This window comes from Paenibacillus sp. E194 (assembly GCF_000935845.1).
GTDB lineage: Bacteria > Bacillota > Bacilli > Paenibacillales > Paenibacillaceae > Paenibacillus_B > Paenibacillus_B alvei_B.
Genome location: NZ_JMDX01000157.1, coordinates 1 through 14,318, shown reverse-complemented (window position 1 = coordinate 14,318; position 14,318 = coordinate 1). Strand labels below are relative to the sequence as shown.

The following is a 14,318-nucleotide window of genomic DNA, read 5'->3' as shown; positions in this document are numbered from 1 at the left end:
TGCTTCAAATACGCTCACTGGCATCACCTCCTTACAGGAGACTAGCCAACCACCCATAAGCCATTATTGTGTTGCTATGAATATATCACAATCATTTCCAAATGACTAGATTTACGATTTTAGTCAATTATTTACCTGATACATCGAGGCGATTGAACAGCAAGACTATGTAAGCTCAAATTTGGATATAATAAAAAGAAGATCGCAGCGGTAACTGCGACCTTCTTCCCACAATAACCGCTAAATGAGCGGTTAGCTTAATCGAAGTGAGCAAAAACTACAGGAGTAGACCGCATTCCTTTGCGAGAGGGCGGTCTACTTTTTCTTTAAGTAGGCAAGCAGAGCAAGAATGAACATTCCAAACTCAATGAACTAGACTTCTAGCTTTCACTAGAGATCCTTTCTACTGCATAAAGAACATTATCTCTCCAGCTTCAAAATCCGCCAGCTCATGCCTTCTACCTCAACTTGCAATCCTGTACTAGAACCTTGAACCCCATCACGGCTAGTTTCACCGCTGACCAGCGCAACGTCCGTCCAATTTCCAACACAGTCATCGAATGCAGATACATTCACCGTACGCTTCTCTTCAGATGCATTCAACACGAACAACCAGCGTCCGTTCTCATCAGCACGTTCATACGCAATTACTCGGTCGCTCTCCAAGGCATGGACAAAGCGGAAGCTTCCCGTACGAAGCTCAGCATTGGCGTGACGAAGTGCAATTGCGCCCTGATAGAAGCTCAGCAAATCTTGATCCTGCTTCGTTTCATCCCACTCCATGCATTTGCGGCAGCCTGGATCATGACCGCCGTCCAAACCTACTTCATCACCGTAATAGATGCACGGCGTACCGAGGAACGTCAGTTGGAACAAGGCAGCCAATTTCATTTTGCTCTTGTCGCCGCCGCACAGCGTAAGCAGGCGAGTCGTATCATGGCTGTCGAGCAGGTTGAACATCACTTCGTTCGCCTGTTGTGGATAGCTCGCTAACTGATGCTGAATCGCTTGCGAGAACTGCAAGCCGTCTACTTTCTCTTCAGCGAAGAAATCATGCATTGCATACGTGAACGGATAGTTCATAACCGCATCGAACTGATCACCCTGCAGCCACATCATGCCTTCATGGAACATCTCGCCGAGAATATAGGCGTCCGGATTCACAGCCTTCACCGTTTGACGGAACTCACGCCAGAACTGGTGATCGACCTCGTTGGCTACATCCAATCTCCAACCATCGATGCCCACTTCTTCGATCCAGTAGCGTGCAACCTCGAGCAAATACTTCTTCACTTCCGGATTTTCCGTGTTGAGCTTCGGCATCATCGGTGTAAATGCGAAGGTATCGAATGTTGGTATGCCCTCCACAACCTCTAATGGGAACTGGCGAACATGGAACCAGTCTTTGTAAGCGGACTGCTCTCCCTTTTCGAGCACATCCCGATATGGTTCGAACGCATAACCACTATGATTGAACACTGCATCAAGCAGTACGCGAATGCCGCGAGCATGGCAGGCTTCGACCAACTCTTTCAGCTTTTCGTTCGAGCCAAAATGAGGATCTACCTGCATGTAATTTTTCGTATCATACTTATGATTCGTAGTCGCCTCAAATATCGGCGTAAAGTAAATCGCTGTTATAGCCAGCTTCTCCAAATGATCTAAGTGATCAATAACCCCTTGCAAATCCCCGCCGAAGTAATTATCCGGCTTTGGCTCTCCGCCCCATGGCAGCACACCTTTGGGATCATTGCTCTTATCACCGTTCGCAAAGCGCTCAGGGAAGATCTGATAGAATACCGCATCCTTTACCCATGTTGGGGGAGTGAAGATATCTGCTGGATTCAAGAACGGATACTCGAACCAGCGATGGGCAGGCACAGGAACTTCCTCTTGGAATCCGCGCTCAGTCATCCATACATGCTCAGTACCGGACTCTAGCTTAATGGCATAGGCCAAGCGACGGAAAGGAGGGACAACCTCTGCTTGCCAATAGTCGAACAGCTCATCCTGATACAAACATGTCATCGGAACGATATCCGCTCTACCAATACCGCCTTCGCAATCGAACTTGTCCACAAAATAAACGGCAGCACGCTCAACATCATTCTTTTTCGTACGGATACGCACATGGATTGTCTTACGGTCATACGCATAAGCCCAGTTTTGCTTCGGACGGTGATAAATAGCTTCGAGTAACATCTTTAGTCCTCCCTTAACATGGTCGTATTAATCAGAACATCATTAACCATTAACAATATGAATAAAATAAACGAATAGCTTTACATAGCTAACCTAGTGAAACAGAAAGACATCGCCATCGCTAGACAACTGTACTCCATTTCACCAAAAGCCTGTAAACTCCAAAAGTCTATGGTGCTAGCACGATCGTACTGTATGGCGGAAGTGTGCAAACGCCATCCTTCAGAGCAGCGCCATCCACACTAGAGAAGGCTAATGTCTTCAGTACAGCAACCGTGTCTGCTGACAACTGTATCTGTTGCTCTTTGCCAGACAAGTTATGGAGCACAAGGCGTGCATCCTCTTTCGTTGCACGGTAATAGCCGGCCACTTCAGAGACGTTCGTCTTATACGATTGAATGCCGCCTTGCTGCAGCACCTCATCCGAATAGCGATACGCAATCAGCTTTTTATAGTGGCTCCACAGTGAGCTTGGATCCTTCATCTGCTGCTCTACAGGAGTCACCGTTTTGTTTGAAGAAGCAGGCTCCCATGTAGTCATCCCTGCACTTTTCTCATCTGCCATCCATTTCATTGGCTCACGCAGTCGTTCGTCAGGTTTCAAGCCAAGCATACCAATTTCTTCACCATAATAAATAAACGGATTGCCTGGCAGCGTCAGCAGCACTGAAGCAGCCATCTTCGCATGATTCACATTGCCTTGAAGCTCGCTCATGACCCGATTCTGATCATGATTTGTCAGGAACGAAGCATCGACGAACTTGCCGTCTGATTGCTTGCTGTAAAAGTTGTAAATACGGCTCATCATCGAGCCGATATCGGAATCCTTCTCATCCTGCACCATCGAAATCATCCGCTTCGCCATATCGAAGTTGAATGCAGAATGAAGTCCGTCCTTAAGGAATGGTCCAATAACCGCTGGAGAATCCCATACCTCGCCAACGAGATATGCTTCTGGATTTGCCTCTTGAACAGCTTGGCGGAATTCCTGCCACCATTTTTGATTGTTCTGCACGACATCTGGATTCTGACTCGTATTGTAAAAGTCCTCATATACATGCTTGGCTGCATCCAATCGAAAGCCATCTACACCGAGCTTCAGCCAGAATTTTGCCGCTTTTTTGATTTCGGCTCGTATCTCAGCATTGTCCATATGCAGATCAGGCATGCCTTCCCAGAAGACACCGAGATAATGCTTTCCGTCTTTCTCATGCCAAGCCTGCTGCCCCCAAGCGCCTCTTGTTGCTGGATCAAGCTTCAAATCCTCGGCCCACATATACCAATCACGTTTTGGATTGTCTTTGCCTTTCATTGATTCCTTGAACCACGGATGCTCGCTGCTCGTATGATTGACCACGAAATCAATCACAATCTTGATGTCTCGCTTATGGGCCTCTTCAAGCAGACGCTTAAAGTCGTCCATCGTTCCGTAGTCCGGATTGATTATGTAATAGTCCGTTACATCATAGCCATGATAAGACGGGGAAGGATTGATTGGCATTAACCAGAGGTGCTTAACCCCAAGCTCCTGCAAATAATCAAGCTTCGCCGTAACACCGTTTAAGTCACCGATTCCATCTGCATTCGTGTCGTAGAAGGAGCGAACAAAAATTTCATAGTAGACCCCATTGCTTGTCCCCATCGGCGTCAACGCATCAGCCAGTTTCAACTTGCTTGTAACTGTCCCCGAGGCAGCTACGGTTGATTTATTGTCCTGTACGGTCTTATCCTCAGAAGGAGCAGTCGCCTGCGACTGGCATCCGGCAAACACGAGAGAGACAGCCGATACGAGACATGCCGTTCGTAAACAATTCATCCACTTGCTAGATATGGCCATGAGATCATTCTCCTCGTTGCAGGTTATATCGATGTATTTCAAACTATAGAGTTGATCCGATTGATTCAATTACACATATGTTAACAACCTCAAGCAACAGCAACCGCTCGAACAACTACAGACAGAACTACGTAACAACGCTACGAACAGCACTATTCACAGAACTATTCACAGATCTACTAAACAATCGTTTATACAAACTATTCTGATGCAGGCGTTTGCACAGAATCCCTCCAAATAATTTGATGTGGGATAAGAATCCGGGCTTGGTCGAAGCCATCGCCCTTAATGCGCTGTACAAGAGCTTGCACCGTAGACTGACCCATCTGATGCGTACCGATATCTACACTAGAGATTTGCGGCAAGCACATTTCAGCCAATAGCGTATTATTGAAGCCTACAACACTGAAGTCTTCAGGAACACGCAGCCCGTTGTTCCATAGCGTACGGATAATGCCGAATGCGACCACGTCATCGATGGCGATAATCGCAGTAGGACGTTCCTCCAGCTGAAGGAGCTTTTCTGTAATCTGACCCGCGGATTCCGGAGTGAATGCGCCTTCAAATGTATAATCGTTATCAAATGGAATGCCAGCCTCCAGCAAGGCTTTGCTGTAGCCATCCAGACGATCCTTAGACACGGTTAGTTCGAACGGGCCGCTGACGAACGCGATTCGCTTATGCCCAAGCTCAATCAAATGACGAGTAATCGCTTGCGATGCTGCAATATTATCGTTATCGACAGAAGTAACATCGGCATAATGCTCACTGCGTCCGACGAGCACGAATGGGAACTTCTTTTCATGAAGGAAGGTGATGCTTGGATCTTCCTTATGTGCGGTCAGCAGGATGATGCCATCAACCTTGCGGCCATGGACAAGCCGCTCTACTGCTTTAATTTCTTCCTCCTCATTCGTGGCTGAGGTCATTAACACATCGTAATGACATGCCGCAGCTTTGCTCACAATCCCGCGAATAATTTCGGAGAAGAATTGGTTTTGGAACAACTCATCCGCAGGGCGGGGGAGGATAATGCCAATATTATTCGTTGTCTTCGTAACTAGACTCTTCGCCATCACGTTTGGATGATAACCTAACTCATCCATGATTTTGCGAACTTTACGGCTTGTCTTCTGACTGATACGAGAGTCATTGGAAATAACTCGCGATACGGTAGATGGAGACACGCCAGCTTTCTCAGCTACATCTATAATGGTTACTGCCATAATCGAAACCTCACTTAATAATGGAAAATATTCCGTTGATGTCCCAAAGTATAATGCAAAAAAAAGTTTTATGCAAACGCTTTACATGCATAGGCACAGTGTGTATAATTCGATTTGAAGGTAACCGTTTACAACACTATATCTAGCAAGGAATCATTTTTTTTACTTCATTGTGCAAAGGTTTGCATAAATATAGCGCAAGTGCTTCGAAATACAGCATCATCCTTCACCTTTGCGCATTGTCCATGCAGATCCTGTACCAGAATTGAAAGGGGCTATTTCTAACATGAAGAAATGGGTAGCAATGTTGTTGTCAGTCATGATGGTCTTTACAATCACAGCATGTTCCACAGGCGGCAAGGAATCCTCCTCTGCGAACAACCAAACGACGAATGAGGAAACAGCGAATAACGGTGCAGGCGACGAAGAACTGAAGCCGGAAGAGGGCGCATCCCTTCTCGTATGGGAAAGTAAAGAATCTCGCACGTTTATGGAAGAAATCGTGAAGCAATTCAAAGAGAAGTACAATGTTGACGTGAAATACGAGGAAGTAGCAGCACCTGACCAAGTAAACAAGCTGATGAACGATGGTCCAGCTGGTATCGGGGCAGACGTAGTCGTATTCCCTCATGATAACTTGGGTAAGGCAGTTACAGCTGGACTTCTTTTGCCGAATGATTACTTTGAAGAGCAAACGCGTGCACAAAACTCTGAATTGGCAATCAACGCAACAAGCTACGACGGAATGTTGTACGGCTATCCGCGTTCCGTAGAAACACTCATCATGTTCTACAACAAGGATCTTGTTCCAGAAGCGCCTAAGTCAATGGAAGAAGTAATTGAGCTTTCGAAGAAAATGAATGACTTGAAAAATAAAAAATATACGTACATGTGGGAAATCGGAAACTTCTACTATGACTACTTGTTCCTCGCTTCCACGGGAGGATATGTATTCGGTAAAGAAGGCACTGACAAGACAGACGTTGGCTTGAACAACGAAGGCGCATTGAAGGGTGCTCAGTTCCTGCAAAATTTTGCGAAGCAAGTGCTTCCACTTACGACGTCTGATGTAACAGGCGATGTTAAGAAAGGTTTGTTCGCGAACGGCCAATTGGCAATGAACGTCGATGGGCCTTGGGCAATCCAAGACTTGAAGAAAACAGGCATTAACCTGGGTGCAGCTCCAATTCCTAGCATTGACGGCCAACCGTCCAAGACATTCTCTGGCGTAAAAGCTTGGTATGTTAACTCTTACACGAAATATCCAAATGCAGCGAAATTGTTCGCAGAGTTCGCTTCCACGAAGGAAGCTCAATTGAAGAGCTATGAATTGAATGGTCTTGTTCCTTCTAATAAAGAAGCAGCAGCAGATCCAAAAGTAACAAGCGATCCATTCACAGTAGCTGTACTTGAGCAATTCAAGAACTCCTACCCAATGCCGGTTATCCCTGAGATGGGTAACGTGTGGAGCCCAATGGCCGCAGGCTTGGCAGACATTTTGAATAAAGGCAAAGATCCTAAGGCAGCGCTTGATAACGCCGTTAAACAAATAAAAGATGCGATCAAGTAAGGAGTAACACAAGTGGCCCGGGGAGTGAATAACGCTTGCCCGGGCTGTTTGTTAGACAGACCTCCTAGATACATGCCTACCATGCATACTTATTGGATAGCTATTGGAGAGTAGGAAAGGAGAAAGGCGATATGAGCACTACACAATCGGTGTCGACAACCGCAAACCATACGAATAGTCCTTCGCAAGAGCCGTCGCCAATGAAAGCTTCGCCTGGCACAGGTAAGAAGGCAGCTGTGTTGTCTGCTCTGTTCTGGGGATTGGGGCAAATCTTTAATCGTCAGTACCTCAAAGGTATTTTGCTGATGCTGCTTGAAGCAGTCGGACTGTTTTACCTGATTAACTATTTGCCGCGAGCGATATGGGGAATATACACGCTCGGGACACAAACATCCCAAATGGTTAAGGTCGGGAGAGTGTACAAACCCGTACATGGTGACCATTCCATTCATTTGCTCATTACCGGATTAATCACACTTCTTGTCTTGTTTATCTTCATCTGGATATACGTACTCGTCGTCAAAGACGCGAAAGCAGTTGGGAAGCTGCGGGAAGAAGGCAAGAAACCGAATAACTTCCTTGCAAGTTTGGCATATGTCAAAGAAACGAAATTTGCTTACTTGTTCCTGGCACTGCCAGCAACAGCGGTATTGTTCTTTACGATCATGCCAATCATCTTTATGATTTTGCTTGCCTTTACGAACTATTCTGCACCGGATCATGTTCCACCGAAAAATCTGGTCAGCTGGGTTGGATTCCAGAACTTTGTCGATCTTCTTCAATTGGGCACATGGAGCGGTACGTTCTACGGCGTACTAACATGGACCATTATATGGGCATTTCTTGCTACCTTTTCCTGCTACTTCGGCGGAATTCTGGTCGCGCTCTTGGTTCAACAGCCTGGTGTGAAACTGAAGACGATGTGGCGCACAATCTTCATCATCCCGTATGCAATTCCGCAATTGTTGTCCTTTTTGATTATGCGCAATATGTTTAACGGAGAATTTGGGCCGATCAACCAATACTTGAGCTACTTCGGCTTAGGTAAGCTTCCATGGCTCTCTGATCCTTTCTGGGCGAAAGTAACGGTATTGATTGTCAACATGTGGGTAGGTATTCCGGTTACGATGGTACTCGTTATCGGGATCTTGACAACTATTCCTAAAGATATGTATGAAGCGGCTGAGGTGGATGGAGCAACGGCATGGCATAAATTCAAGGCCATTACGATGCCGATGATCCTTTACTCAACAGCACCAATTCTGATTGGTCAGTTCGCAGGTAATATCAACAACTTTAACGTTATCTTCTTGCTGACGAACGGCAACCCGCCGAATGGTGAGTACCAGTACGCGGGTAGCACCGACTTGCTTGTTACATGGCTCTATAAGCTGACGCTTGATAACAACAAGTACAATATCGCAGCAGCGATCGGTATCATCATCTTTATTATTGTTGCATCCTTATCGATCTGGAGCTACCGCCGGACGAAATCATTCAAAGAGGAGGACATGATCCAATGAGTACAGGAGCTAAGAAAAAGTCGCGTATCCGTCTTACTTTCAGCTATTTGATGCTTATTGCCATTACGATATGTGTACTGTATCCGACGATTTGGATTGTTATGTCATCCATTCGTCCAGGCACGTCCATTTATAGTGAATCGCTGATTCCAAGCAATCCAACATTTGAACACTATATAAGCCTGTTTACGTCTAAGGAATATCAATATGGGCTGTGGTATTGGAATACGTTGAAAATTGCGTTCTGCAACATGGTATTTGGTGTCATTCTCGTCGTCATGACGGCATACGCATTATCACGGTTCCGCTTCTATGGTCGTAAGAACCTCATGTCCGGGATACTTGTATTGGGTATGTTTCCAGGCTTCATGAGTATGATCGCAGTTTTTCTTTTGTTGCTGCAATTGAACATGCTCGATACACATCTTGCGTTGATTCTCGTCTATTCAGCAGGCGCACCGCTGGGAGCGTTTGTGGTCAAAGGATTCTTCGATACGATTCCGAAGAGCTTAGAAGAATCCGCTCGTATTGATGGTGCGACGCACTGGATCGTATTCCGTAAAATCATGCTGCCATTGTCGAAGCCGATGATCACGTACGTGGGGCTGATGACATTTGCCGGCGCGTGGGGCGACTTTATTTTCGCTAAACTTATCATTCGTTCCAAGGAAAACTACACACTTGCGATTGGTCTGTACGATATGGTCAACAACGCATCTACGAACTTTACGATGTTTGCAGCAGGTGCGGTACTGATTGCAGTTCCGATTGCACTTCTTTATCTGTACCTGCAGCGCTTCCTCGTAGAAGGCTTGACAGCAGGTGCAAGCAAGGGCTGATTAGCCTGCGGTATGTGCAGAGGGAAATGAAGGTTTTAACTTAGGCAGAAAGAAAGTCCGCTTTTCAACACTGGGAAGGTTGCATGAGCTCCGTGAGTGAATGCAAGATTCGATGCCTGGTTGCATCTTGAATGATCTCGTGATCAAAAGCGGACGATACAAATTCTAGGGTAGAACAGCGGAGGGATTATCATGCAAGATACTAGTGCAGCTATACATCCGGACAATGCAAGTGAACAGACACATACACAGACAGGTGTACAGCTAGGAGCGATCTCTCGTGTTGCTGAGCAAGATGGTTCGTTATGGCTAGTCGGTAAATACTTCAATCTCGCAATCACTTCAGTTGGTGCCGGAGTAATCCGCATCAAGACATATAGAGGACATCAGCCGGACTGGAAGACGTCCCCGGCAATCGTGAACAAGGACAGTCGTATTCCACAAACGATGAAGTGGTCTACTACAGAGGAGCTTGTTTCTATTACAATTGGCAATACGCTTCTCGAAGTGAATCGTCAATCCGGTGCATTTCGCATTTGCAACGAGAACCAGCCAAATGTAGAATTGGTCAGCCTGCAGCGCAACCGTGAATCCGTGGGCGACTATACGGCATTTGTTGCCCTGGAAAAGGACGACCATATTTACGGACTCGGTGAGAAAACGGGCTTTCTCGACAAGCGTGGCGAGCGCTATACGATGTGGAACTCTGACGTATATGCACCGCATGTACCGGAAATGGAAGCATTGTATCAATCCATCCCATTCTTGACGGTATTGAACCAAGGCAATAGCTATGGCTTGTTCTTGGATAACCCGGGCAAAACCGTATTCGATATGCGTACGTTTGCCGATATGGCGATGATGCAAACATGGACAGACGAATTCGATTTGTACTGGATCGAAGGGCCTTCGATGAAGGATGTTATTATCCGTTACGGCGACTTGACAGGCCGTATGCCGCTACCGCCGAAATGGGCACTTGGATATCACCAATCCCGCTACAGCTACATGGATGAGCAGGAAGTCTTGAACTTGGCTCATACGTTCCGTGAGAAAGAAATTCCATGTGACGTTATCCATCTCGACATTCACTATATGAACGGTTATCGTGTCTTCACATTCGATGAGAATCGTTTCCCGAATCCGAAGGACATGATGGATCAGCTCAAGGAGCTTGGCTTCCACATCGTGCCGATCGTCGATCCAGGCGTGAAGAAGGATCCGTTGTACGCGGTATATATGGAAGGCGTCGACAACGACTACTATTGTAAGACAGCGGAAGGCGAAATCTACACAGGACCAGTATGGCCTGGAGAGAGTGCATTCCCAGACTTCACGGAATCACGAGTGCGTGACTGGTGGAAGGAGAAGCAGAGCTTCTATACCGATCTTGGAATCGACGGCATCTGGAACGACATGAACGAGCCAGCAATCTTCAATGAAACGAAGACGATGGACGTGAACGTCATTCATACAAATGAAGGCGACCGCAAGACGCATGGTGAAATTCACAATCTGTACGGCATGTTCATGTCTCAAGCAAGCTACGAAGGTTTGAAGGCGTTGCTTGAAGGCAAGCGTCCGTTCGTCTTGACACGTGCAGGCTACAGCGGTGTGCAGCGCTATGCAGCCGTATGGACAGGCGACAACCGCAGCTTCTGGGAGCATATGTCTATGGCAATGCCAATGGTATTGAACCTGGGAGTATCCGGTGTACCGTTTGCAGGTCCAGATATCGGTGGATTTGCACACCATACTAGTGGCGAATTGCTTGCTCGCTGGACGCAAATGGGCGTATTCTTCCCATATGTCCGCAACCATAGTGCGATCGATATGCTTCGTCAGGAGCCATGGTCGTTCGGTGAAGAAATCGAGAAGATCTGCCAGCAGTACATTTCGATGCGTTATGAATGGATGCCTTACCTGTATCACTGGTTCTATGAAGCTTCAACAACAGGGCTTCCATTCATGCGTCCGCTTGTACTGGAATACCCGACAGATCCTGAAGTATACAACCTGTGCGATCAGTTCTTGGTGGGTGATTCGGTTATCATCGCACCGATTTACCGCCCGAATACGCAATATCGTTCCGTATACTTGCCAGAAGGCGAATGGGTGGACTACTGGAGCGGAGAGCGCTTTGCAGGCAAGCAGCACATTCATGTGCACGCACCGCTTGAAAAGCTGCCGATCTTCGTTCGTTCAGGCGCAATTCTGTTGCAAGGGCCGGTACGTCAGCATGCAGGCGAGAAGGCTGCAGAAGAGTATGTGGCAGCAGTCGCTTACTTGCAAGGCGCAGGCCATACTTCTCAATTGGAATGGTATGAAGATGACGGCTTGACGTTCGAATATGAGAACGGAAAATGGAATAAAATGTTGATCCAAGTGACAGAGTCCGAACAGTGCATTCAGTTGTCTGCGGAATATACAACACATGGCTATGAGTCCGAGCGCGACAGCATCTGTTTCCGCCTGATCGGTCTTGCATCTGCTCCGAAGAGCGTTGGCGAACTGGGCGAATCCGTGTCTGCTGAGCAGTTGGCCAAGCAAGCTTCAGGTTGGAGCTATGACGCAGCACGTCAGGAACTTCGTGTGAAGCTTCCAGAGAGTGCAGCTCGTATCGAATTGAATGTAACAATGTAATTGCTATAATTGCTACAAGAATAGGAGCGGGTATTTATCTCATCATGGGGTAAATACTTGCTCTTTTTTTGTAGACAGACGATCGCCTCTTCACTTGGACAATGAATTTGTGCCTCGTATCTACGTTGAGCTTGTTCCTTCATAAGTACTGTATTATTGCTCTCCCCATTCAATCATGATCAGGTGTCGAACACGCTGATAACTTTAATTCTTCCTTCTATAATAAGTCGAACTGTAATCGGATGTTCATATTCGGTTCATGAAGCCTATCTACAATAAGAACATGTTCACAGAGAAAGTTCGGTTAGACCGTGAATCGGAATACCGAAGCAGAAGGGGCTTGCTTGCTATGCGGTAGGCCGCTGCCTTTGAATTCATATTCTGTAGTAGATAGGAGTGAAAGAGAGATGTTCTTGGCGATTCGAGAAATGAAGCATGCCAAATCGAGATTTATGCTGATCGGACTCATTATGGTGCTGGTTGCCTGTTTGACGTTTATCGTATCAGGGCTTGCGAATGGTCTATCAGCTGCAACAACATCAGCCATAAAGGAAATGAATGCAGACTATCTTGTCTTCCAAGCAGATAGCGATAATAAATTGAATCGTTCCTCGCTGAAAGAGGAGAAGCTTGATGAGATCAGAACACAAGAAGGAGTAACGGCTGCAGCTCCACTTATTCAGACGATGCTAACAGTGGCGTCAGAGCAGGCGGACAAAAAAGTTGATGTAGCCCTGTTCGCCATTGAACATAACAGCATTCTTATGCCGAAGGTTACGGAAGGGAGATCATTGTCTGGGAGCGGGGGCCATGAGGTTGTAGTGGATGCATCGCTTAAGGCGAAGGGCGTTAAGCTGGGAGATACGCTTCGTATTAAGGATACTGACGCAGTATTGAAAGTAGTAGGTTTTGCAGAGCATCAGTCGATAAGTCATATGCCGGTCGTCTTTATGGACATGGACGGATTGAAGTCGCTTATGACTTCCCTTGACCAGCGAATGCCGCATCTAAATGCCGTAGCGGTTACTGGAGATGAAGCAATCAAACAGACTCTTACTGGTAAAGTAGAAGGAATTCAGCTCGCAACGAAGCAGGAAGCGCTGAAGGGGATTCCAGGATATAAGGAAGAACAGAGCTCGCTTTCCATGATGCTGTCCTTCTTAGTAGTGATAGCGGCGTTTGTTCAGGCTGTGTTCTTCTATGTGATTACGTTGCAAAAAACGAATCAGTTCGGCGTTCTTAAGGCGATTGGGGCGAGTACCTCTTACCTGGCCACCAATCTAATAGGTCAAGTGGCACTGCTTGCGATTGTGTCGGTTGCGCTCAGTATTGGGTTAACATTCGGGATGACCTCTATGTTCCCGGATACGATGCCGTTTGAATTGGGAGTAGGTGTACTTGCGCCATACTCGGCACTGCTTATCGGGGTCTCCATTGTAGGCGCGTTATTGTCACTTCGTCGAATTGCGAAGGTAGATGCCATAGAAGCGATTGGGAGGGTGGAGTAGATGATCGATATACTCGTAATGGATCAAGTAAGCAAAAGCTATGGGGAAGGGGACACGGTAGTAACGGCACTTAACCAAGTATCGCTTCGTGTGGGAAAAGGTGAGTTTGTGGCAGTTGTAGGCCCATCGGGTTCGGGGAAAAGTACGTTCCTTTCTATTGCAGGTGCACTGCTTACTCCAACAAGCGGCCGCGTTATGATTGGAGGCACAGATGTTACTGCTGTATCTCCGGGAAAGCTTAATCGTGTTCGGTTAGAGCATATCGGGTTTGTATTTCAATCCTCTAATCTAGTACCTTATCTAACGGTAATTGACCAACTTCGCTTAGTAGCGAAGCTGGCGAAATGCAGTGACCAGGTTGCGAATGATAGAGCGGTGGAACTGCTGAAGGAAGTGGAGATGGTGCATCGCATGCATCACTATCCGGATAAGTTGTCTGGCGGAGAGCGGCAGCGTGTTGCGATCGCACGAGCGATGATGAATGACGCTAATCTTATACTAGCAGATGAACCAACAGCGAGCCTTGATTCCAAGCGGGGCAGAGCAGTAGTGGAGATGCTCGCTGCCGAAGTGAAATCAAGACAAAAGGCTGCTGTCATGGTCACCCACGATGAACGTGTGCTCGACTTATGTGATCGGATCGTTACGATTAAGGATGGTGCACTGATTTCCGGAGACGGTGAGCATTTTACAGTGAACGAAACAGACAGAATGACAGCGGCTAACAAGTAATGAGGATGAAGGGCGACATATTATTTACCGCTCTTCATCATTTATATAATTGTAATATTTTTCCTGTTGCAAGTATGGGTCAATATATGATAAATTATTTCTTGTCACTTCGACACGAAACTTGTTGAAAGAAACAATAAAAACAACTTCAAAAAAGTTGTTGACAAGAAAATGTCGATTGGATATAATAATTAAGCGCTGATGACACAAGACATTAGTTGCTTAAATAGAAATACAA

General features: G+C 46.5%; 10 protein-coding genes. 6 read left to right on the top strand and 4 right to left on the bottom strand.

The window, feature by feature from the left end; all coding sequences use genetic code 11:
- Nucleotides 1–315: 315 nt before the first annotated feature.
- From AZ66_RS33840 to AZ66_RS19630, 4 genes are all read right to left on the bottom strand, one after another.
- The gene (locus tag AZ66_RS33840; protein ID WP_442950310.1) at nucleotides 316–369 is read right to left on the bottom strand and encodes a hypothetical protein; all 54 of its coding nucleotides are present in this window, start codon (nucleotides 367–369) and stop codon (nucleotides 316–318) included.
- Nucleotides 370–420: 51 nt separating this feature from the next.
- Nucleotides 421–2,202 (bottom strand): alpha-glycosidase, encoded by a 1,782-nt coding sequence (locus tag AZ66_RS19640; RefSeq protein WP_044356381.1) that lies wholly within the window; start codon nucleotides 2,200–2,202, stop codon nucleotides 421–423.
- Between the two features lie 169 nt (nucleotides 2,203–2,371).
- The gene (locus tag AZ66_RS19635; RefSeq protein WP_044356380.1) at nucleotides 2,372–4,039 is read right to left on the bottom strand and encodes an alpha-amylase family glycosyl hydrolase; all 1,668 of its coding nucleotides are present in this window, start codon (nucleotides 4,037–4,039) and stop codon (nucleotides 2,372–2,374) included.
- Between the two features lie 200 nt (nucleotides 4,040–4,239).
- Entirely contained in the window at nucleotides 4,240–5,265 is a 1,026-nt protein-coding gene (locus AZ66_RS19630; protein ID WP_044356379.1) for a LacI family DNA-binding transcriptional regulator, read from the bottom strand.
- A gap of 286 nt (nucleotides 5,266–5,551) precedes the next feature.
- Here AZ66_RS19630 and AZ66_RS19625 point away from each other — a divergent pair, with 286 nt between their 5' ends.
- The 6 genes from AZ66_RS19625 (at nucleotide 5,552) to AZ66_RS19600 (ending at nucleotide 14,080) form a co-directional block, all read left to right on the top strand.
- Entirely contained in the window at nucleotides 5,552–6,835 is a 1,284-nt protein-coding gene (locus AZ66_RS19625; protein WP_044356377.1) for a sugar ABC transporter substrate-binding protein, read from the top strand.
- A 200-nt stretch (nucleotides 6,836–7,035) separates the two neighbouring features.
- A complete protein-coding gene (locus AZ66_RS19620; protein ID WP_044356382.1) occupies nucleotides 7,036–8,358 on the top strand; it encodes a carbohydrate ABC transporter permease in 1,323 nt (440 codons plus the stop codon).
- Entirely contained in the window at nucleotides 8,355–9,197 is an 843-nt protein-coding gene (locus tag AZ66_RS19615) for a sugar ABC transporter permease (RefSeq protein ID WP_044356375.1), read from the top strand. The genes AZ66_RS19620 and AZ66_RS19615 overlap by 4 nt, the downstream gene beginning before the upstream one ends.
- 192 nt (nucleotides 9,198–9,389) lie before the next feature.
- The gene (locus AZ66_RS19610; protein WP_044356374.1) at nucleotides 9,390–11,840 is read left to right on the top strand and encodes a glycoside hydrolase family 31 protein; all 2,451 of its coding nucleotides are present in this window, start codon (nucleotides 9,390–9,392) and stop codon (nucleotides 11,838–11,840) included.
- Nucleotides 11,841–12,247: 407 nt separating this feature from the next.
- Nucleotides 12,248–13,348, top strand: coding sequence for an ABC transporter permease (locus AZ66_RS19605; RefSeq protein WP_044356372.1), 1,101 nt, complete (start codon nucleotides 12,248–12,250; stop codon nucleotides 13,346–13,348).
- On the top strand, nucleotides 13,349–14,080 hold the full coding sequence (locus AZ66_RS19600; RefSeq protein ID WP_044356371.1) for an ABC transporter ATP-binding protein: 732 nt from the start codon (nucleotides 13,349–13,351) through the stop codon (nucleotides 14,078–14,080). It begins immediately after the preceding gene.
- Nucleotides 14,081–14,318: the final 238 nt, after the last annotated feature.

Bases quoted from the DNA above. Each gene is read 5' to 3' on its own strand.
- AZ66_RS19640 (WP_044356381.1), bottom strand. From the start codon at position 2,202: ATGTTACTCGAAGCTATTTATCACCGTCCGAAGCAAAACTGGGCTTAT.
- AZ66_RS19635 (WP_044356380.1), bottom strand. From the start codon at position 4,039: ATGGCCATATCTAGCAAGTGGATGAATTGTTTACGAACGGCATGTCTC.
- AZ66_RS19630 (WP_044356379.1), bottom strand. From the start codon at position 5,265: ATGGCAGTAACCATTATAGATGTAGCTGAGAAAGCTGGCGTGTCTCCA.
- AZ66_RS19625 (WP_044356377.1), top strand. From the start codon at position 5,552: ATGAAGAAATGGGTAGCAATGTTGTTGTCAGTCATGATGGTCTTTACA.
- AZ66_RS19620 (WP_044356382.1), top strand. From the start codon at position 7,036: ATGAAAGCTTCGCCTGGCACAGGTAAGAAGGCAGCTGTGTTGTCTGCT.
- AZ66_RS19615 (WP_044356375.1), top strand. From the start codon at position 8,355: ATGAGTACAGGAGCTAAGAAAAAGTCGCGTATCCGTCTTACTTTCAGC.
- AZ66_RS19610 (WP_044356374.1), top strand. From the start codon at position 9,390: ATGCAAGATACTAGTGCAGCTATACATCCGGACAATGCAAGTGAACAG.
- AZ66_RS19605 (WP_044356372.1), top strand. From the start codon at position 12,248: ATGTTCTTGGCGATTCGAGAAATGAAGCATGCCAAATCGAGATTTATG.
- AZ66_RS19600 (WP_044356371.1), top strand. From the start codon at position 13,349: ATGATCGATATACTCGTAATGGATCAAGTAAGCAAAAGCTATGGGGAA.